The sequence below is a fragment of the Sphaerisporangium corydalis genome, assembly GCF_025506355.1.
Lineage (GTDB): Bacteria > Actinomycetota > Actinomycetes > Streptosporangiales > Streptosporangiaceae > Sphaerisporangium > Sphaerisporangium corydalis.
Genome location: NZ_JANZYP010000007.1, coordinates 80,160 through 99,392, shown reverse-complemented (window position 1 = coordinate 99,392; position 19,233 = coordinate 80,160). Strand labels below are relative to the sequence as shown.

Below are 19,233 nucleotides of genomic sequence, written 5' to 3'. Positions count from 1 at the left end.
CACGGCACGGGCGCGACGACAGGGCATGTGGAGACGACCGCCAGGGGTACCGCCGATGAAGTTCTCGACCTTCCACCTCTTCCACCGGTTCGACGGCCAGAGCTTCAAGGACGTCTACGACTACCACCTGAGGCTCGCCGAACTGGCCGAGGAACTGGGCTTCGACGGGGTGCGGCTGGCCGAGCACCACTTCCGCGACTACGGCGTGGTGCCCAACCTGTTCACCATGCTCGCGCACCTGGCCGCGCGCACGACGCGCCTGCGCCTCGGCACGGGCATCGTGGTGCTGCCCCTGCACAACCCCGTGCACGTCGCCGAGGAGGCGGCCCAGGTGGACGTCCTGTCCGGCGGCCGGCTCGACCTCGGCATCGGGCGCGGCTACCAGAGCTTCGAGTTCGAGGGGTTCGGCGTCGACCTGGCCGAGGCGCGCGACCGGTTCAACGAGTCGCTGGAAATGATCATCGGCCTGTGGTCCAACGAGACCTACCAGCACGTGGGCAAGTTCTACCGGACCGGCGCCGAGGTGTCGCTGGTCCCCCGCCCGACACAGGCGCCGTACCCGCCGATCCACGTGGCCGCGGTGTCGCCCGAGACCGTCACCATGTACGCGGAGCGCGGCATGCCGATCCTCGCCGACCCCGCCGCGCCGTTCCACAAGATCGCCAAGGCGGCGGAGACGTGGCGCGGCACGGCCGCGGCCGCCGGGCACGACGTGGCGGCGGCCGAGCTGGTCGTGGCCCGCAGCGTGTACGTGGCCCCGACCGCCGAACGGGCCCGCGAGGCCCAGGCCAGGTTCGAGAAGATGTTCGACCGCGCCCGGATCTTCAACGAGAAGAGCGCGCCCATCGACTCCCGCACCGGCAGGGCCGCCCAGGGCTTCGAGTACTACCAGGACCGCTACCTCAAGGGCGGTTCGGTCAGCAACGAGTTCCGCTGGGAGCAGCTGGAGGTCATCGGGGACCCCGAGCGGGTGATCGGCCAGATCCGGATGCTGGAGGACTTCGGCTTCTCCAACCTCCTGTGCGACTTCGGCAGCACCCGGCCGATCCCCCTCGAGGAGATGGAGAACGTCATGCGCTTCTTCGCCGCCGAAGTGATGCCCGCCTTCCAGGACCGATCCCCCGCCCAGGAGGCGCGATGAGCACCGTCCACCGCCTCACCCTGGCGGACGTCCTCGCCGAGCACGCCCGCGCGCGCCCGCTGGTCACGGCGGTGGTCGACGGGGACGTGCGGCTCACCTACCCCGCGCTCGACGCGCGGGTGACCCGGCTGGCCGGCGCGCTCGCCGCCGAGGGGGTAGGCGAGGGGGACCGGGTCCTGTGGCTCGGGCAGAACTCCCACCGCGTCCTGGAACTGCTGCTCGCCGCCGCGCGGATCGGGGCGGTCCTCTGCCCCGCGAACTGGCGGCAGGCGCCCGACGAGCTGGCCTTCGTCCTGTCCGACCTCACCCCGAAGGTCGTCGTCTGGGAGCGGTCGGAGGCCGTCGAGGCCGTACGGCCCGAGGGGGCGCGGTGGCTGCTTTCCGGGGACGAGTACGAGCGCTTCCTGGCGGGCGGCGCGGCCCTGGAAACCGACTTCGGGGACGACGCGGCCCCGGTCCTCGCGCTGTACACCGCCGCCTTCGACGGGCGGCCGAACGCGGCGCTGCTCGGCCACGCGGCCCTGGTCGCGCACGCGGCGTCCCTGCTGCACGTGCGCCAGATGGAACCGGGCTTCACCTTCCTCACCAGCGGGCCGCTGTTCCACGTGGGCACGATGATGTTCTGCCTGGCCACGCTGCTGGCCGGCGGCACCAACGTCTTCACGCCCGCGTTCGACGCCGAGGAGGTCTGCCGGCTGGTCGACGCCGAGAAGTGCACGCAGGCGTTCCTGTTCGGCCCGATGATCGACGCCGTGGCCGCGGCCAACGCCGGGGGGAAGTACGACCTGAAGTCCCTGGAGTTCGTCTCCCACTCCCAGGAGTGGGACGACATGATCACGGTCTCGGACACCCCGTGGTGCCGGTCCAAGATGGGCGGGTACGGGCAGACCGAGGTGGGCGGCATGCTGACGTTCCTCGGCCTCGCCCCTGGCGCCGCCGGATTCGCCGGGCGGCCCTCGCCCCTGGTCCAGGTGCGCCTGCTGGACGCCTCCGGCGTCGAGGTGCCGCCGGGCGAGGTCGGCGAGATCTGCGCGCGCGGCAAATCGATCTTCTCCGGGTACTTCAACCGGCCCGAGCTGAACGAGTGGAAGTTCCGTGGCGGCTGGCACCACACCGGCGACCTCGGCCGCCGCGAGCCGGACGGCACGCTGACCTTCATCGGCCCGAGCCTGCGCATGATCAAGTCGGGCAACGAGAACGTCTACCCGGCCGAGGTGGAGCGCGCGCTGAAGTCCCACCCCGCCGTCGCCGACGCGGCCGTCATCGGCGTCCCGGACGAACGGTGGACGCAGGCGGTCAAGGCGATCGTCGTCCTCCGGCCCGGCTCTCAGGCGGACGCCGCGGAGCTGACCGGCCACGTGCGCGGCCTGCTGGCCTCCTACAAGAAGCCCAGGCACGTCGAGTTCGCCGACGCCATCCCCAAGAAGGGCTTCATCCCCGACTACGACGCCCTGGACGCCCATCACGGCGGCGGCGCGTACCCGGGCGGCTGACCGGCCGCCGGTCGGCGGTCAGAGGATCGCGAGCGGGTTGATGGGGCTGCCGGTGCCTCCCTCGATCTTCAGCGGGGCCGCGATGAAGACGAATTCCCGCCTCGTCCCGTCAAGGGCGCCCGCCAGGTCCTCCAGCCAGAGCATCTCGGCTAGGTGGATGCCGTGCCGCCACAGGAAGATCATGTGGAGGTCGTCGTCCAAGTCCTCGTCGGCGAGCTGGCGGGCGTTGAGCCCGCCGATCGCGGCGTTGTCGGAGGCCACCAGGGCGACGTCGCGGGAGGCGAGCCACCGCCCGCCGTCCCCGGACAATCCGGGCTGCCCCGACCAGTACTCCTCGGGCGACCTCTCCCACACCAGCGGCCACCCGGTGCGGACCACGGCCACGTCGCCGGGCCGCACGTCCGGGGCCATCTCCGAAAGGAGCTCACCGGTCACGCGGAACCCGACGGGCAGGTGGTCCAGGCCCAGGTGGCGGGGCACGTCGAAGAGCACGCCACGGGCCACCACGCCGCCCACCGTCTCGATGCCGCAGCGCGCCGCGCCGTACGAGCGGACCCGCGCGGCGGGATGCCCGTTGTACAGCGACTCCCCCGACCACATGTGGCACAGCGCGTCCATGTGCGTGGTGGTGCCGTGGTGGGTGACGATCAGCGCGTCGTCGGCCATGCGCAGCCCGGCGCCGATCGCCTTGGTCCCGGCCGCGTAGTCGCCGCCGTCGACCGACATGAAATGCTGTGGCAGCGGCCGGCCCCGGAGGTGGGGCACGGTCGTCGGAGCCGGAGACGAGGTGGCGCCTCTGATCGGCATCGACAGGCTGATCACCTGGCCGGTCGACGCCGTGGCGAGCGCGGCGAGCACGGCGGCGGGCGTCAGCAGGTTGAGGGTGCCCCGCTGGTCGTCTGGGCCGAACCGCCCCCAGTTGTTAGGCTCGGTAACCAAGCAAGCGCTTCCTTTCAAACGGAGGTCGGTAATGACCGCTCAGGGTGACTGCGATCCCCGGTTCGCCCGGGTACGCGAGGTCTTCGAGGGCAACTTCGCCCGTGGAGAGGAGCTGGGCGCGTCCTTCGCCGTCTACCTCGACGGTGAGCCCGTCGTGGACCTGTGGGACGGCGTGGCCGACCGGCACACCGGGCGCCCGTGGGTGCGCGACACCCCGGTCCTGTCGTACTCGTGCACCAAGGGGGTCACGGCCACCGCGCTCCACATGCTGGCCGAGCGCGGGCTGGTCGACGTGCGCGGGCCCGTGGCAGAGGTGTGGCCCGAGTTCGCCGCCCACGGCAAGGAGAAGATCACCGTCGAGCACCTCCTGACCCACCAGGCCGGGCTTCCGGTGATCGAGCGAGAGGTCCCGGTCGAGGAGTTCGAGGACCAGGCCGCCATCGCCGACCGGCTGGCCGGGCAGGCCCCGATCTGGGAGCCGGGCACCGCCCACGGGTACCACGCCCTCACGTACGGCTTCCTGGTCGGCGAGGTGATCAGGCGCGTCACGGGCGGCAGCGTGGGCGAGATGGTCGCGGCGGAGATCGCCGGGCCGCGCGGGCTCGACCTGTGGCTGGGCGCCCCGGACGACGTGACCGCGCGCGCCGGGCAGTTGTCCGCGAGCACGCGCACCACTACGTCCGCCGATGGGACCGGGACCGGCGAAGACGGCACCGCGTCCGACCCCGGCGCGGTGGATGCCGGCGGGGACGAAGGCGGGGCGAACAGGGCGCTCGACGCCGTGATGGGCGGCCGGGGGCCGGGCGACCCGCTCTACGAAATGGCCAAGGCCTCGCTCGACAAGGACAGCCTCATGAACCGGGCCATGGGCAACCCGAGCCCCGGCAAGCTCAAGGGCGGGGCGAACCACCCCGTGATCATGCGGGCGGGCTGGCCCGCGATGGGCCTCGTCACCACGGCACGCGGCCTGGCCGGTTTCTACCGGGACCTCGTCGCGGGCGACATCGTCAAGCCCGAGACGCTCGACGACGCCATCCGCAGGCGCGTCCAGGGGCCCGACCGGGTCATGTTCGTGGACAGCTCCTTCGGCCTCGGCTACATGCGGTCCGGGCTGACGTTCCTGACGCCGGCCAAGGGCGCCGACTCGGCCTTCGGCCACACCGGGCTCGGCGGGTCCATCGGCCTCGGGGACGTGCGGCACGGTCTCGCGATGGCCTACAACATGAACAAGATGGCCTCCGCCGCCGGCAGCCTCCGCGCCTTCCGCCTCGTCGAGGCCACCTACAACTCCCTCCCCTGACGGGCCGCCGCCGCACGCGTCGATCACGCGGGCCGGGCGTCCGAGACGGGGTATCGGCCGGGAGTGCGGGACCGGGTCCTGGATGGTCGTCCTCACTGCATCGTGATTCCGCCGCTGACGGACAGGGTCTGGCCGGTGATGTAGGCGGCGCGGTCGGTGCAGAGGTAGGCGACCAGGCCGGCGACGTCGGCCGGGGTGCCCAGGCGCCTCAGCGGGATGCCTTTCGCGATCCTCTCCACCAGGCCGGGTTTCTCCGCGTCGACCCGGCGGAGCATGGGGGTGTCGGTCGGGCCCGGGCAGACGACGTTGCTGGTCACGTTGCCGCGCGCCGCCTCCCTGGCCAGGGTTTTCGCCAGGCCGAACAGACCGGCCTTGGTGGCCGCGTAGGCGCCCTCGCCGCCGGACCCCGCCCTGGCGCCGTCCGAGGAGATGAAGACCAGCCTGCCCCAGGAGCGGGCCAGCATCCCGGGGAGCAGCAGGCGGGTGAGCAGCATCGGCGCGCGGAGGTTCACCGCCCACATCAGGTCCCACCCGGCGGGGTCACTGGTCACGAACGGCTCCACGATGGACACGCCCGCGTTGTGCACGACGATGTCCACCTCCCCGACCCGGGCACAGAACTCCTCGATCGACCCCGGATCGGCCAGGTCCACCCGCACGGCCACGGCCCCATCGGACCGGCTCGGCCCCCGCGCGGCAGAACCGTCCCCGGCGAGAGGTGAACGGGTCTCCTCAGCGAGGGGTGAGCCGATCCCGGAGACAGGCGCGGCGCTCTCGGAGAGGTGGGTGGCGAGTCTCTCGGCGGCGGCTTCGTCGATGTCGGCGACCACCACGCGGGCGCCGAGCGAGACCAGGTCGGCGCAGATGGCCGACCCGATGGCCCCGGCCCCGCCGGTCACGACAGCGGTACGCCCCCCGAGCCCCAGCCCTTCCATCACCCCACGAACCATACCGACCTAGCACTTGCTTGGCCACCGCTCGTACGGACGAGGATCGACGTGGGCCTTCGCCGGGGGTCGGATCGAGGTCGCCCAACCGTCTCCGGCCTGAGCGAGGTCATGTCGAAGGAGAGGGCGGGATACCCTGCCTGCGGTGTCTCGAACCACGTGACCGGAGGAGTCGATGCTGGGATGACGGCAGGGCGACCGATGCCCACGCAGGACGACGTGCTCGGGTACTTCGACACGCTGTCGAACTGGGGGCGGTGGGGCGACGACGACGAGCTCGGCACTCTGAACCACATCACCGACGACGTCCGGCTGACGGCCGCGCGGGCCGTGCGCCACGGCAGGAGCGTGTCGTGCGCGTGGGAGGTCGCCGTACCGGAGGACATGGAGCGGTCGACGACGACGTGCCCGTGCGCCGCCGACATGCCGGGTGCCGAGAACATGCCGGTGCCCGCATTCCACGCCGACCGGCGCTGGGGCTTTTCGTCCGAGCGGCTCGGCATCACGTTCCACGGCAACACCCTCACCCACCTCGACTCGCCGTGCCACATCTTCTGGGACGGCACGATGTACAACGGGCGGTCGCACTCACTGGTCGACCCCGCGACGGGATCGGCGTGGGCGGCCGTCACGGCGGCGGCGAACGGGATCATCACGCGTGGCGTCCTGCTGGACATCGCGAGGGCCCGCGACGTGCCGTGGCTGGAACCGGGGCAGGGTGTGTTCCCCGAGGACCTGGAGGAGGCCGAGCGTCGCCAGGGTGTGCGGGTGCGATCCGGCGACGCGGTACTCCTGCGGACCGGCTATGGCCGCGTCCGGCACGAGGCGGGTTATGCCGGCGGTTTCACGCAGGCCGGCTGGCACGCGTCCTGCCTGCCATGGCTGCGTGAACGGGAGGTCGCGATGATCGGCGCCGACACCCCCCAGGACGTTCAGCCGTCGGGGTACGACGACGTGCTGATGCCGGTCCACGCCGTGAGCCTCGTCGCGATGGGTCTGTGGCTGCTCGACAACTGCGACCTGGAGGCCTGCGCGGCGACGGCCGCCGAACTCGGCCAGTGGGACTTCCACCTCACGGTCGCACCGGTCCGCTTCGCCGGCACGTCCGGCAGCCCGGTCAACCCGATCGCCACATTCTGACCGCGATCAATCGGGGGGTGCGATGCCTTGAAGGACGCGATCGGCGGAAAGGTCCTCGCCTTCGGCTCGGGCGTTTTCCCATGGCCTACCGGCCCTGCCGACCCACTCCGACCCCGCACGCGGCTCCGCCGACCCACTCTGACCCCCGCACCACGACCTCCGCCACCCCCTTGACCTGCGCAGGCTCGTATCCCCCCGGCCGTATGCTCGTGAACTGGGCGCCGACGCGACGGGACGGGAGTACGGCGAACGCCTTATGCGGCGCCGAGCCCGGCGGAAATGGTCCTCGCCTTCGGCTCGGGCGTTTTCCCACGGCCTACCGGCCCTGCCGACCCACTCCACCCCCCGCCCACGGCCCTACCGATCGCCCCAACCTCGACTCCCGCACCACGACCTCCGCCACCCCCTTGACCTGCGCAGGCTCGTATCCCCCCGGCCGTATGCTCGTGAACTGGGCGCCGACGCGACGGGACAGGAGAACGGCGAATCCGGCGCCTCATGCGGCGCCGAGCCCGGGTACGACCGCGCCCACCCATCGGCGACCCGCGAGACGGCTCACACCCTCCAAATGATCGGAGAACTCGTCGGCAACACCCCGGGAACAGCGATCCGGATGTCGCCGCCCGGGTCTCTCACGGGGTGCCCGACCATCTATTCAGCCTGTTCAGCGTGCCTGTTAACAGCCGTGATCGAGTTGTCTGGAGAGTCCAGCCAAATGTGTTGGCCTCCGCGGGTGACCGTCATCCCGAACCGGTCTTTGGACGGCGCCCCCCAGGAGAGCCACCGCAGATAAGCGGCCGCCACCTCGTCCCACAGATTGCGCGGCCCCCGCTGCAGGACCGCCACGGCCTTGTAATCGGGCGCGTAGTGGACCTGAGCGTCAGACTCCTCCGACCACAGTGACAAATGGAATTCGCCGCCCTCCTGATCCGCATGTGCGCCGTACACATCCGGCAGCAGTCCGGCCACGGCGACAGCGGCCCCCGCCGGGGCCCGCACCACCCGACGCGGATCAAGGTAGGTCGAGGACTTCCGATAGTTTCCCTCAAGCTGAGGAAGCTCCCATCGCTGCGACCGAAGCAGCATGAACCCGACGCCACCGTGGAACCTTCCTACGGCGGTGCCATCTCCGACCACCGTGAGCAGGGTCAGGTAGCCGCCTTCCCACCGAGGCGTCCACGGGAGCACGATCACCCCGCCGGGACGGGTCTGTTCCACCCACGCATACGGCACCTCACATACGCCACAGGTGACGTGTACCCGGTCGTACGGCGCGACTTCGGCCCATCCCTCGGATCCGTTCCCGAGAATCAGCCGGGGGGCGTATCCGGCCCTTTTCAGGTTCTCGGAGGCTGCGGTGAACACGGCCTGATCGATTTCGACACTGGTCACGCTCTCGTCCCCGAGACGATGCGCCAGTAATCCGGCCGTCCAGCCGGTGCCCGTGCCGATCTCCAAGACCTCGTCGCCATCATAGGGATCGAGCAACCCCAAAGCCGCCGCCACGACGGCCGGCGCGGACGACGAAGAAGTGTAGTCACCCTTCCCCTCCGCTATCTCGGTCGCGCCGTCGTCGAGCTGCGTGACGATCGCCGCGTCGGAATACACGGCGTCCATCCACGCCTCAGGATCGGCCCCCCGGTCAATGAGATATCCAGGGCCGTCGGCACAATCACACCAAGCCCTGTCTGGAACGAACAAATGACGCGGTACAGCGTGAAACACGACCCGCCAACTCTCGGCCAGGTCCGTCATTTGATCAGCAAGGGCCGTGACCCGCTGATCAGCGCTCACTTCTTCCCCGGCTTCTCATGCTGGCCAGGCCGATCGGGGCGAGCTCCATCCGAGTTCGGTTTCGGCTTCTCCACCGGCTTGTCCGATGGCTTATCACCATCATGCTTGCCCAATGATCGATCTCCTTCCGGCCTGTGCTTTATGTTGGCTCAACTTACCGACGATCGTAAATCGACCAACAGAACCCGACAAGACTTTAAGAGATGTCCGCTCTGCCATCTGCGCAGACTCGGGCATAGAAATCATATTTTACTGGAAGAAAAACTCCCGGCGCCGATCCCAGCGGTGATCGGAAGAGAACAGGACTCCTAATGGCCCGAGAGTGATCATGATCGTGCGACCTCGAACCACACGACCCGCCCTGCTTGGTCTTCCGCCCATCCCCAAGCCGAGGACTGTTGCGCGACCAGCCACAGCCCACGGCCGCCCTCGCTCAGCGGATCCACCTGCTCGGGAATTTGCGGGATGCGATTCACCGAGCCCTCATCGATCACATCGACGCGCAAGGCATGACCGGTCTCGCTCAGCACCAGCTCTACCAGCCCACCCGCCCGACGTCCCGACTCCGAATGCTGAATCGCGTTCGCCACCAGCTCACTGACCAGTAACTCAACCCGATCAACATCCCAAGACGCCGCCACGTGCAGCAGCAGACGCACATACGCCCGAGCCACCCCGACCGACTCGGTTCTACCCGGGAGATGGACACTGCCGAGAAGCCCCAGGGTCTTCACTTCGCCGCCTCCTCGATGCGATCCACCACGTCGTTGGCCAGCGCCCGTACCCGGTGAGCCTTGCTCCGCCCCCAGGTGAAGTGAATGAACTGATGCTCTTGCGTGTACCGCGCCCGATTAGCGCCCATTTGTTTGTCGCTGTGCTCCTGCATGCGCACACACCTACGGCCCCTTTGGCATTTTGGCCCCAGGAGTGAGGTCAGTTTGTCCATTTACTGTCACTTCCACGCTGGGAACGGTTGCCTACTCTCCTAGATTGCCTACTAAGAGCTTGAGTGGCAGAAGAAATCTGTGGACAATCGCAGCACGAAAGGACCCAGCCATCGGGGCTGACTGTCAGCAGGTTGTAAGTGTCGTGTCAGTACGCAGGAAGGGACAAGCAGGGGTGAGGCATGGCGAACGATCTTGACCCGCGATTGACGCCGGTACGACGCTTCGGCAGGGAGTTGGCCCGTGTCCGCAAAGAAGCGGGACTCACGCAGGCCACGCTGGGGAAACGCCTTGGATGCTCGTCCTCTCTCGTCGCTCACATCGAAGTTGGAGATCGGACGCCAAAGTCTGACTTCGCCAGCCGCTGTGACGAGCTGTTTGATACCGGCGGCCTCTTTGCCCGCCTCTGCCGGAATCTCTCATCTCCCATGGGACCCGACTGGTATATCCGCTGGAGCGATGAAATCGAACCTCACGCGCGTGCGCTACGAAGTTGGGACCCACTCCTGATCCCTGGCCTGCTCCAGACCGAGGACTATGCGCGAGCCGTCTTCCGTGGTGGCCTTGCCACCTCGGACCGAGAGGTGGAGGACGGCGTCAGCGCTCGCATGCGACGCAAGATACTTCTAGATCGAGACAAGCCCCCCGCCCTATGGGTTCTTCTGGACGCCGGCGTGCTTCACCGCCTTGTCGGTAGTCCTGAGGTGATGAACCAACAGCTTGACTACCTGGCGACCATGGCTACCCGCCAGAACGTCAGAATTCAGGTCGTTCCCCAGGGCGTTCCCTGCACGGCAGGCTGGGCATCGGGCTTCATCATCGCCGAGTTGCCGGACGCTCCGACGGTAGTCTCCGTAGAGTCGGCAGGGCGGGGAGAAGTCTCGGCCGAGCACGATTTTGTTTCGATGGTCTGGGACCGATATGACAGGATACGAGCGGACGCATGCCCTTCCGGACCGTCGCTAGACATGATCAAGGAAGCACAGGGCCAATGGAAGCACCAGACCTGACCGGCGTGGATTTGTCACAGGCCACGTGGAAGAAGAGTTCCCGCAGTGCGGACAATGGCGGGAACTGTGTCGAAGTCGCATCGAATCTGCCTGGCGTCATCGGAGTCAGGGACAGCAAGAACCCGACCGGCCCGGCGCTTGTCTTGAGTCCCGGCGAATGGTCGACCTTTCTGTGCGGGGTCAAGCATGCCGAGTTCGACGCCTGAAGCATTCCTGACTCGACTGGGCAGACGGTTCCGCTGGCGCGCTCCTAGGGAACTCGCTTGCGACTCAGCGGTCACAAATGCGGTTCAAATCGCCTATTAGGCTTCGTCGTTCTTCGTCCCGTCGCGTCGGGCCGAGCAGCAGACCCCCGAAAGAGAAGCAGGGGCTCAGGTCCGGGGGCGGACGGGCCCGGGGTCGGCAGACCTGGTGGGCCCTTGGAGTGTCGGGGCATCGGCAGGGCCGCTAGGCCTGGGAAAACTGCCCGAGCCGAAGGCGAGGACCATTTCCGCTGGCACGGCGCCGTACGAGGCGCAGAATTCGCCGTACCCCGTCCCACCGCGTCGGCGCCCAGTACACAAGCACCCAGCCGGGAGGATACGAGCCGCGCGGGTCATGGAGTGGCGGAGGTCGAGGTGCGGGGGGTCGGAGGGGGTCGGCAGAGCCGCTAGGCCGTAGAAGAACGCCCGAGCCGAAGGCGAGGACCTTTTCCGCCGGGCGTCGCGCCGTCTCAGGGGGTCCAGGTGGTGGTGAGGGTTTTGGTGGTCAGGCGGGTGGCGAGGAGGCTGAGGGTGTGGGTGAGGACGGCGGTGGCGTAGTCGGCGGGGAAGCCGGCGACGGCGTCGGTGACGACGGCGACCCGGTAGCCGAGGTTGACCGCTTCCAGGGTCAGGCCGGGGATGCCGAGGTTGAGCGACACCCCCGTGGCCACGACGGTGGAGACGCCGAGGGAGCGCAGGAGCATGTCGAGGGACGTGCCGGTGAACGGCGAGAAGCCGTGGCCGCGCCGGGACTCCAGGTCGCCCGGGTCCCACAGTTCCGGGAGCACCTCCACCGCGCCCGTGCCCTCCAGCATGTGCGCGGGATCCTTGAGCAGGGCCGTGATGAACGGGCTGTTGGCCGCGTGGGTCCCGGCCCGGTCGGCCCGGAAGGCGGCCGTGCAGTGGACCACGGGCACCTTCGCCGCCCGCGCGGACGCCAGCAGCGCCTGGAGGTTGGGGACCACGGAGTTGCCCGCGCACGCCTCCACCAGGTCAGGAAATTTCGATAGATCTCCGACGACTCCGCGCTGCATCTCCATCACCAGCACGCCCGTCCGGCCCGGCGCCACCATCGATCCCACGTCCACCGGCACGTCGCACTCCTCCGAGCTAGCACTTGCTTGGTTGACTCCCGCAAGGCTAGCACCTTGTGGTATGCAGGACGGGCACCTACCGTAATCGAATCGTCACTGTTGACGATCTACCATTCCCGTGACAACCGGCGTATTGGGTGAGACCTTCGTATGGGGAGACGGGGAATCACCTCCGAGGGGAAAACGATGAGCGCCTGGTCCGTTCCGGGATACCGTGAAGAACGCGTGCTCGGCACCGGAGGCAGCGGCAGGGTCGTTCTCGCGACCTACAGCGGCACCGGCGCGCACGTCGCGATCAAGTATCTGAGCGACGAGCTCAGGGGGGACCCGCACTTCCTCTCCGCGTTCCGCGAAGAGGCCCACACGATGGTCGAGATCACCGACCCCAACATCGTGCGCTTCTACGAGTACGTCGAGAGCCCGCTCGGCGCCGCGATCGTCATGGAGCTGGTGGACGGCGTCGCGCTCCGCAAGATCCTGCACGAGCACGGCTCGACCAGCCCCGAGGCCGCGCTCGTCGTCCTCAAGGGCTCGCTTCTCGGCCTGTCGGCCGCGCACGCCGGCGGCATCGTCCACCGCGACTACAAGCCGGAGAACGTCCTCGTCCGGGCCGACGGGTTCAGCAAGCTCGCCGACTTCGGCATCGCCACCCCCGCAGGCCAGCCCGGTATGCCCGCCGGCACCCCGCCCTACATGGCGCCCGAGCAGTGGAACGGCGCCGCCGCCAGCCCCGCCAGCGACGTGTACGCCGCGACCTGCGTGTTCTTCGAGTGCCTGACCGGCCGCAAGCCGTACAGCGCCGACCACCCCGCCGCCCTCATGCGCCTGCACCAGACGGCGCCGATCCCGGCGGACGCCGTGCCGAGTTCGGTGCACGGCCTGGTGACCCGGGGGCTGGCCAAGAACCCCGCCGACCGCCCCCTGACGGCCCGCGCGTTCGTCGGCGAGCTGGAGGCCTCGGCCCACGCCGCGTACGGGCCGGAGTGGGAGGAGCGCGGGCGCCGCCACCTCGCCGAACTGGCCGCCCTTCTCCTGCTGCTGTTCCCCCTGGCCGAGCAGCCCCCGCAGGCCAGCACCAGCCTCGCGCAGACCGTCCTGCGCCGCCCGCTGCGCCATACCTCCCGGGTCCTGGTCGGGTCCGGCATCCTGGCGGTGGGCGTGGTGATCGCCGTGCTCGCGGCCAACCGCAGCGGCTCGCCCGTGCGGGACGTGGCCCTGACGACGTCTCCCAAGCCGACCGTCCAGGCGGCCGTCCAGCAGCCCACCGACGGGCCGACCAAGCCGCTGTCGAAGAAACCGGTGTCGCCCAGCCCCGAGCCGGAGGACGTCGTCTCGGCGGCGTCCGACCCGCCCGAGTCGACGCCGGTGATCCCTCCGAGCAGCGATCCGGTGACGAGCGCGAAGCCCACCCCGGCCCACACCCAGAAGGCCACCCCGACCCCCAAGGCGACCCCCACACCGACGCCGAAGCCCACCCCGACTCCGACTCCGACACCGACCCCCACCCCGACTCCTACGCCGCACGCCGTGCGTGACCTGAGCGTGGTCGGGTTCGACGGGCGCGTCGCCACGGTGCGGGTGCGCGCCTCGACCCCGCGCAACGTCACGCTCGCCGCGCGCTTCGCCGAGGGCCCGTCCCGGTCGAGGCTCACGCTCGGCGCGCCGAAGTCCTTCGTGCTGACGGGCTCCACCTCCTACACCCAGCCGATCGACGGCGGGTTCACCGCGCCCCCGTGCGGCGAGACCCTGTACCGCCAGGTGAGCGTCACGACCACGCCGCAGGCGTCGAGCCGCAGCGACGTCGTCGCGGTGAAGGGCGCCCCGTGCCCGCCGCCCTCGGTGGACGACGTGTCCCTGGAGTGGAACGGCCGCACCGCCGGGATCGTCGTGCGCACGAGCGGGCCGGGCGCGGTCCGCCTGGCCGGGGAGTTCACCCGCAGGGAGGGCGAGGGCACGGCCAAGGTCGTCGACCGGGCGAGCCGCACCCTGTCCGGTCAGACGCGCTACCCGCTCTCGTTGCGCGGCTCGCTCGGCGACGTCGACTGCGGCACGAGCGCGTGGTTCGGTGCGCGGGTGACCACCCAGCCGGGTGCCGCCAACGGGACCCAGTTCAAGGAGGTCCGGGTCACCGGGCCGAAGTGCCCGCCGCCGACGGTCTCGATCTCCTCGTGGAACGGCAGCACGCTCGTGGTCCGGGTGAAGAACGCGACGACCGACCCGGTCCGGCTCTCGGCCGCCTTCCAGCAGGCCGTCACCGTGGGCGAGCGCACGGTCAACCGCTCCTCCGCCCGCCGGGCGACCCTTTCGGGGGACAAGGTCTACGACCGCGTCTACACGGTGCGGTTCGCCACCCCCTCGTGCGGATACACCGACGTGCGGCAGGTCACGGTGACCGTCAGCTCCGCGCTCGGTTCGGACAGCGCCTCGCGGAGGACCGCCCGTAAGGGCCCGGCCTGCGCGGAGCCGACCCCGGAGCCGAGCGAGGAGCCCACCAAGGAGCCGACGAGGGAGCCGACCGAGGAGCCTCCGACGACGGAGCCCCCCGGCGACGGCGACAACGACGGCCCCATCGTCCGCTGACCGGCGGCCCCACCTCACCTGACCGGCGGCCCGGGTGTGAGGCCTTGTCGGTGAACCAAGCGTGCGCTAGCTTGGCTTGCGATGACCGGTGACACCGAGCCCTACTGGGATGCCTGCCGCCGCGGCGAGCTGGTCGTCCAGGCCTGCCCGGCCTGCGGGCGGCGGGTGCATCCGCCGGCCGCCGAGTGCCCGCACTGCGGGTCGGCCGGCCTCTCCTTCGCGCCCGTCTCCGGTGACGCGGTCGTCCACACCTTCACGGTCGTGCACCGGAGCTTCGTCCCGGAGTTCCAGGGACGCGAGCCGTACGTGCTGGCCTGGGTGGACCTGCCGGAGGGCGTCCGCGCCTTCGGGCAGGTCGTGGACTGCGCAATCGAGCGGGTGCGGGTGGGCATGCCGGTCCGGGTAACTTTCGATCAAGACGACCTACCCCAGTGGAGGCCAGCGTGAGCGCGCACGCCCAGAAGCTCGGCAACGTCCTGATCCCCGTCGACGACCTGGACAAGGCGGTGACCTTCTACTCCGAGGTACTCGGGCTGAAGGTGAAGTTCCGCGACGGCGACCGGTTCGCCGCGCTGGACGCGGGGGGTGTCACCATCGCGCTCGCCGCGCCCGAGGAACAGGTCGCGGGGGCGGCCACCGCCCCCTCCTACAAGGTCGGCGACGTCGCCGAGGCCGTACGCGACCTGACGGCCGCGGGGGCCGAGGTGGTGGTCCCCGCCGAGGCCGGCCCGCACGAGATCAGGGCCGTGCTCCGCGACCCCTCCGGCAACCTCTTCGTCCTCTATTCGGCCCTCTGACCCCCCTGTGTCACCTCTCTTGTGGAGGCCGTCCCATGGCTCGACCGCATGGCTCCCCCTACGGCAACTACGGCTACGCCGTCCTCACGGCGAACGCGCTGCGCACTCCTGAGCGCGTCGCGCTGACCTACTGCGGCGAGCAGAGTTTCACCTACGACCGGCTGAACCGCCTGGTCAACCAGCGCGCCCACGCCCTGCGCGCGGCCGGCGTCGAGGCGGGGCGGCGGGTCGCCGTCCTGCTCAACGAGACGCTGAAGGTCGCCGAGGTGTACCTCGCCCAGGCCAAGCTGGGCGTCCTGACCTCGGCGCTCAACCCCTACTGGCCGGTGGAGACGCTGCGGGCGGTGGTGGCGGCCTCCGAGTGCACGGCGTTCGTGTACGACTCGACGGTGGAGCAGGTGGTCGCCCGCATCCGGCCCGAGCTGCCCGGCGTCACCACCTGGATCAAGGTGGGCGGCCCCCCGGCCGACGGCGACGCCGTGGACCTCGACGCCCTGACCGCGGCCGCGGGCGAGGACGAGCCCGAGCTCGGCGGCTCCGATGACGACCCGCTGGCGCTCTACTACACCTCCGGGACGACCGGCCTGCCGAAGGCCGTCGTCCACACCCACGCGTCGTCGCTCGCCACCGCGCAGATCTGGCTGGACGTTCCGCGCGAGCCCGGCTCGGTGTTCGGCACCGGCGCGATCATCTGGGGCATCGGCTTCCCGGCCATCGTCGGGCCCGCCCTCTACACGGGCATGCGCCTGGTGCTGGAGCAGGACTGGGGTCCCGCGAACTTCCTGCGGGTGGTCCCCCGGGAGCGGGTCACGCACGTCTCGCAGATCCCGTCCTTCTACGCGGCCCTGCTCGGCACCGACGAGCACGCCGCCGCCGACCTGTCCACGCTCCGGGTGATCATGCTGGGCGGCGAGCCGCTGTCCGCCACGCTGCTGGCCCGCGTCAAAGAACGGCTGCCCGACGCGGGCGTCTACAGCTACTACGGGCAGACCGAGGCGCCGTACACGTGCTTCGGCCGGGTGGACGACGGCAGCACCCCGCTCGGCTCGTCCGGGCGGGCCAGGACGGGCTGCGCCGTGCGGATCACCGGCCCGGACGGCGCCCGCGTCGTCGGCAGGACCGGCGAGATCAACCTCGCGGGCCCGCACCGCATGGCCGGGTACGACAAGCTGCCGGAGAAGACCGCCGAGGCGCTGCGGGACGGCTGGTACGTCGGCGGCGACCTCGGCGTCGTGTCCGAGGACGGCACCCTGACCGTGCTGGGCCGCCGCGAGGACGCCATCCTCAAGGACGGCCGGTGGAGCCAGCCGTCCACCGTGGAGGACGCCGCCGCCGCCCTGGACGGGGTGGCCGAGGCGGGCGTGGCCGGGGTGCCCGCCCACGCCGAGGGGCAGGAGGCGTCGGAGCAGCGGATCCTGCTGGCCGTGGTCCCCCGGGCCGGGCACTCCCTGGACGCCGACAAGCTCGCTGCGGCGCTCGCCGAACGGCTGCCCGAGCACCAGCGGCCCGACCGCGTCGTTGTGGCCGAGGAGCTGCCGCACTCCCAGGACGCCTCGGGCGGTCCGGGCAAACTGCTGCGACGGGAGATCCGCGAGCGCTACCAGCACCTCGTGGACCAGGCGTGATCCCTGAGCACGAGGTCAAGGCCCGGCTGCGCGCCGCCGGCGTCGCCGTCCCCAGGGGCGTCACGGCCGCCGGGCCCGAGCGGGTCGCCGAGGCCGCCGCCGGGCTCGCTCCTCCGCTGGTGCTGAAGGCGTACGGGCCCGGCCTGGTGCACAAGTCGGACGCGGGGGCCGTACGGCTGGGCCTGGCGTCGGCGGCGGACGCGGCCGAGGCCGCCGCCGCGATGCGCGAGCGGCTGGCCGCGCTGGGCGTCGAGGCGGCCGGGTTCCTCGTCGAGGAGCAGGCCGCCCCGGGCGTCGAACTGATCGTCGGGCTGGTGCGCGACCCCGGGTTCGGGCCGGTGATCCTCGCCGGGCTCGGCGGGGTGTGGGCGGAGGTCATGCGGGACACCGCCGTGCGGGTCTGCCCGATCGACGAGGCCGGCGCGCGGGAGATGCTGGCGTCGCTGCGCGCCTTCCCGCTGCTGTCGGGGCACCGGGGCACCCCGGCCGTGGACCTGGACGCGCTGGCCGGGTTGCTGGTGCGGCTCGGAGGTCCCGGCGGGCTGTGGGAGGAACTGGACCTCGGCGAGTTCGAGCTGAACCCGGTGATCGCCTCCCCCGGCGGTGCCGTCGCGGTCGACGCGCGCCACCTCCCCGTCCCCCCGGGCACCGCCGTCCCGGACGGTCCGGAGCGGGCGGACACGGACTTCACCGCGCTTTTCGAGCCGAAGAAGGTCGCGGTCGTCGGCGCGTCCACCACCCGGCCGAACTTCGGCAACATGTTCCTGGAGTTCTACAAGCTCACCGGCGTCCCGGTGGTCGCGGTGCACCCCGAGGCCGAGGAGATCGCCGGGGTGCCCGCCGTGCCGACGCCGGGCGACGCGGGCGCCGACTACCTCCTGGTCGCCGTCCCCGCCGCCCGCTGCGCCGGCGTCGTGCGGCAGGCGGCGGGCGTCCCGTTCGTCCAGGTGATGAGCGGCGGGTTCGGCGAGCTGGACCACCCGGAGCTGGAACGCGAGCTCGCCGGCGCGGCCCGCGAGGCCGGGACGCGACTCCTCGGCCCCAACTGCTTGGGCGTGTACAGCCCGCGTGGCCGCCAGACGTTCGTCGGCGGCCGGCAGGGGCCGCCGGGCAGCGTCGCGCTGATCTCCCAGAGCGGCGGGCTTGCCGGTGAGGTCATCAAGGTGGGCGAGCGGCGCGGCCTGGCGTTCAGCCGAGTGGTCACCGTGGGCAACTCCGCCGACGTCACCGCGGCCGAACTGGTGCGCTGGCTCGCGGCCGACCCGGAGACCTCGGTGGCCGGGCTGTACCTGGAGGACCCGCGTGACGGGCGGGCGCTGTTCGAGGCGCTGATGGCGGTGCGCGGGCGGATGCCGGTGGCGTTGCTGGTCGGCGGCCGGAGCCTGCAGGGGCGGCGGGCCGCCGCCTCCCACACCGGCGGGCTCGCCGGTGACGGCCGCGTGTGGCAGGCGGTCGCCGACCAGTGCGGGGCCACGCTGGTGTCCAGCCAGGACGACCTGATCGGCGCGCTCGCGTACTTCCAGGCCCACGCCGCGCGGCCGGTGCCCGGCGGCCCGGGGGTGCTGGTCATCGGGCCGAGCGGCGGGGCGAGCGTCCTGGCCGCGGACGTCCTCGACGGCGCGGGGCTCGTCCTCGACCCGCTGCCCGAGCCGGTGCTCGGGGCGCTCTCCGCGCTCGGCGTCGGCATCGGGAGTTCCCTGGCGAACCCGCTGGAGATCCCGGTCGGCCCCCGGGCGTGGGCCGGCCTCGTGCGGGAGGCGATCACCGCGATCGTGTCGCGGCTGCCGTACCCGGACGTGATCGCCCACGTGAACACGCAGAGCTTCTTCACCTACGGCGACGCGGCCGAGCCCCTGTACGCCTACACGCGGCACCTCGCCGAGGCCCAGGCCCTGCTGCCGGGCACCCGCATCGCGCTCGTCACGCGCAACGGCGAGTGCGCGCCGCCGGGCGTCGAGGACGAGGTGCGGGCCATCGCGGCGGCGGCCGGGATCCCGGTGTACCGGTCGGTCGAGGGTGCGGCGGCGGCCGTGGCGGCGGGCAAACGCTTCGCCCGCGCCCGCGCGGACACCCCGCACGGCCAGGCCACGGGCACCCCGCACGGCCCCACGGGCACCCCGCACGGCCCGGTCACGGGTACCTGAACCTCCCGGTGCCCGGACCGCCGGCGCCGGACTCAGCACTTCA

The 19,233-nt window shown here is 70.9% G+C and carries 17 protein-coding genes; 11 read left to right on the top strand and 6 right to left on the bottom strand.

Features of this window, described 5'->3' with window-relative positions; translation table 11 throughout:
- Positions 1-55: 55 nt before the first annotated feature.
- Both NYZ98_RS07535 and NYZ98_RS07530 read left to right on the top strand, forming a co-directional pair.
- The gene (locus NYZ98_RS07535) at positions 56-1,141 is read left to right on the top strand and encodes an LLM class flavin-dependent oxidoreductase (protein WP_262841822.1); all 1,086 of its coding nucleotides are present in this window, start codon (positions 56-58) and stop codon (positions 1,139-1,141) included.
- Positions 1,138-2,634: an AMP-binding protein gene (locus tag NYZ98_RS07530; RefSeq protein WP_262841821.1), complete on the top strand. Its 1,497-nt coding sequence runs from the start codon at positions 1,138-1,140 to the stop codon at positions 2,632-2,634. The genes NYZ98_RS07535 and NYZ98_RS07530 overlap by 4 nt, the downstream gene beginning before the upstream one ends.
- Before the next feature lie 18 nt (positions 2,635-2,652).
- On the opposite strand, the gene NYZ98_RS07525 is transcribed toward NYZ98_RS07530, so the two are convergent.
- Positions 2,653-3,573 (bottom strand): cyclase family protein, encoded by a 921-nt coding sequence (locus NYZ98_RS07525; protein WP_262841820.1) that lies wholly within the window; start codon positions 3,571-3,573, stop codon positions 2,653-2,655.
- 31 nt (positions 3,574-3,604) lie between these two features.
- Here NYZ98_RS07525 and NYZ98_RS07520 point away from each other — a divergent pair, with 31 nt between their 5' ends.
- The gene (locus NYZ98_RS07520; RefSeq protein WP_262841819.1) at positions 3,605-4,873 is read left to right on the top strand and encodes a serine hydrolase domain-containing protein; all 1,269 of its coding nucleotides are present in this window, start codon (positions 3,605-3,607) and stop codon (positions 4,871-4,873) included.
- A 92-nt stretch (positions 4,874-4,965) separates the two neighbouring features.
- On the opposite strand, the gene NYZ98_RS07515 is transcribed toward NYZ98_RS07520, so the two are convergent.
- Positions 4,966-5,808 carry an SDR family NAD(P)-dependent oxidoreductase gene (locus tag NYZ98_RS07515; protein ID WP_262841913.1) on the bottom strand — a complete coding sequence of 281 codons (843 nt, stop codon included), beginning with the start codon at positions 5,806-5,808 and terminating at the stop codon, positions 4,966-4,968.
- 195 nt (positions 5,809-6,003) lie between these two features.
- On the opposite strand from NYZ98_RS07515, the gene NYZ98_RS07510 reads away from it, so the two are divergent.
- Positions 6,004-6,960, top strand: a complete 957-nt coding sequence (locus tag NYZ98_RS07510; protein WP_262841818.1) for a cyclase family protein — start codon at positions 6,004-6,006, stop codon at positions 6,958-6,960.
- Positions 6,961-7,611: 651 nt separating this feature from the next.
- Here NYZ98_RS07510 and NYZ98_RS07505 read toward each other — a convergent pair.
- The 3 genes from NYZ98_RS07505 to NYZ98_RS07495 form a co-directional block, all read right to left on the bottom strand.
- On the bottom strand, positions 7,612-8,577 hold the full coding sequence (locus tag NYZ98_RS07505; protein ID WP_262841817.1) for a methyltransferase domain-containing protein: 966 nt from the start codon (positions 8,575-8,577) through the stop codon (positions 7,612-7,614).
- A 503-nt stretch (positions 8,578-9,080) separates the two neighbouring features.
- A complete protein-coding gene (locus NYZ98_RS07500) occupies positions 9,081-9,488 on the bottom strand; it encodes an ATP-binding protein (RefSeq protein WP_323802293.1) in 408 nt (135 codons plus the stop codon).
- On the bottom strand, positions 9,485-9,640 hold the full coding sequence (locus NYZ98_RS07495) for a hypothetical protein (protein ID WP_262841815.1): 156 nt from the start codon (positions 9,638-9,640) through the stop codon (positions 9,485-9,487). Before NYZ98_RS07495 ends, NYZ98_RS07500 begins: the two co-directional genes overlap by 4 nt.
- Positions 9,641-9,880: 240 nt before the next feature.
- Between NYZ98_RS07495 and NYZ98_RS07490 the strand changes: the two genes are divergently transcribed.
- Both NYZ98_RS07490 and NYZ98_RS07485 read left to right on the top strand, forming a co-directional pair.
- Positions 9,881-10,708 carry a helix-turn-helix domain-containing protein gene (locus NYZ98_RS07490; RefSeq protein WP_262841814.1) on the top strand — a complete coding sequence of 276 codons (828 nt, stop codon included), beginning with the start codon at positions 9,881-9,883 and terminating at the stop codon, positions 10,706-10,708.
- Positions 10,690-10,914, top strand: a complete 225-nt coding sequence (locus NYZ98_RS07485) for a DUF397 domain-containing protein (protein WP_262841813.1) — start codon at positions 10,690-10,692, stop codon at positions 10,912-10,914. The genes NYZ98_RS07490 and NYZ98_RS07485 overlap by 19 nt, the downstream gene beginning before the upstream one ends.
- A gap of 506 nt (positions 10,915-11,420) precedes the next feature.
- Here NYZ98_RS07485 and NYZ98_RS07480 read toward each other — a convergent pair.
- Positions 11,421-12,044 (bottom strand): isochorismatase family cysteine hydrolase, encoded by a 624-nt coding sequence (locus NYZ98_RS07480; protein WP_262841812.1) that lies wholly within the window; start codon positions 12,042-12,044, stop codon positions 11,421-11,423.
- Between the two features lie 186 nt (positions 12,045-12,230).
- Between NYZ98_RS07480 and NYZ98_RS07475 the strand changes: the two genes are divergently transcribed.
- The 5 genes from NYZ98_RS07475 to NYZ98_RS07455 all read left to right on the top strand — a co-directional run bounded on the left by NYZ98_RS07475 (position 12,231) and on the right by NYZ98_RS07455 (position 19,190).
- Entirely contained in the window at positions 12,231-14,624 is a 2,394-nt protein-coding gene (locus tag NYZ98_RS07475) for a serine/threonine protein kinase (RefSeq protein ID WP_262841811.1), read from the top strand.
- Between the two features lie 81 nt (positions 14,625-14,705).
- Positions 14,706-15,071 carry a Zn-ribbon domain-containing OB-fold protein gene (locus NYZ98_RS07470; RefSeq protein WP_262841810.1) on the top strand — a complete coding sequence of 122 codons (366 nt, stop codon included), beginning with the start codon at positions 14,706-14,708 and terminating at the stop codon, positions 15,069-15,071.
- On the top strand, positions 15,068-15,421 hold the full coding sequence (locus NYZ98_RS07465) for a VOC family protein (protein ID WP_262841809.1): 354 nt from the start codon (positions 15,068-15,070) through the stop codon (positions 15,419-15,421). Before NYZ98_RS07470 ends, NYZ98_RS07465 begins: the two co-directional genes overlap by 4 nt.
- 35 nt (positions 15,422-15,456) lie before the next feature.
- Positions 15,457-17,046 carry a class I adenylate-forming enzyme family protein gene (locus NYZ98_RS07460; RefSeq protein WP_262841808.1) on the top strand — a complete coding sequence of 530 codons (1,590 nt, stop codon included), beginning with the start codon at positions 15,457-15,459 and terminating at the stop codon, positions 17,044-17,046.
- A complete protein-coding gene (locus NYZ98_RS07455) occupies positions 17,043-19,190 on the top strand; it encodes an acetate--CoA ligase family protein (RefSeq protein WP_262841807.1) in 2,148 nt (715 codons plus the stop codon). Before NYZ98_RS07460 ends, NYZ98_RS07455 begins: the two co-directional genes overlap by 4 nt.
- The last annotated feature ends 43 nt before the right edge of the window (positions 19,191-19,233 follow it).

Bases quoted from the DNA above. Each gene is read 5' to 3' on its own strand.
- NYZ98_RS07460 (WP_262841808.1), top strand. From the start codon at position 15,457: ATGGCTCGACCGCATGGCTCCCCCTACGGCAACTACGGCTACGCCGTC.
- NYZ98_RS07485 (WP_262841813.1), top strand. From the start codon at position 10,690: ATGGAAGCACCAGACCTGACCGGCGTGGATTTGTCACAGGCCACGTGG.
- NYZ98_RS07510 (WP_262841818.1), top strand. From the start codon at position 6,004: ATGACGGCAGGGCGACCGATGCCCACGCAGGACGACGTGCTCGGGTAC.
- NYZ98_RS07475 (WP_262841811.1), top strand. From the start codon at position 12,231: ATGAGCGCCTGGTCCGTTCCGGGATACCGTGAAGAACGCGTGCTCGGC.
- NYZ98_RS07520 (WP_262841819.1), top strand. From the start codon at position 3,605: ATGACCGCTCAGGGTGACTGCGATCCCCGGTTCGCCCGGGTACGCGAG.
- NYZ98_RS07470 (WP_262841810.1), top strand. From the start codon at position 14,706: ATGACCGGTGACACCGAGCCCTACTGGGATGCCTGCCGCCGCGGCGAG.
- NYZ98_RS07495 (WP_262841815.1), bottom strand. From the start codon at position 9,640: ATGCAGGAGCACAGCGACAAACAAATGGGCGCTAATCGGGCGCGGTAC.
- NYZ98_RS07505 (WP_262841817.1), bottom strand. From the start codon at position 8,577: ATGGACGCCGTGTATTCCGACGCGGCGATCGTCACGCAGCTCGACGAC.
- NYZ98_RS07535 (WP_262841822.1), top strand. From the start codon at position 56: ATGAAGTTCTCGACCTTCCACCTCTTCCACCGGTTCGACGGCCAGAGC.
- NYZ98_RS07530 (WP_262841821.1), top strand. From the start codon at position 1,138: ATGAGCACCGTCCACCGCCTCACCCTGGCGGACGTCCTCGCCGAGCAC.
- NYZ98_RS07490 (WP_262841814.1), top strand. From the start codon at position 9,881: ATGGCGAACGATCTTGACCCGCGATTGACGCCGGTACGACGCTTCGGC.
- NYZ98_RS07515 (WP_262841913.1), bottom strand. From the start codon at position 5,808: ATGGAAGGGCTGGGGCTCGGGGGGCGTACCGCTGTCGTGACCGGCGGG.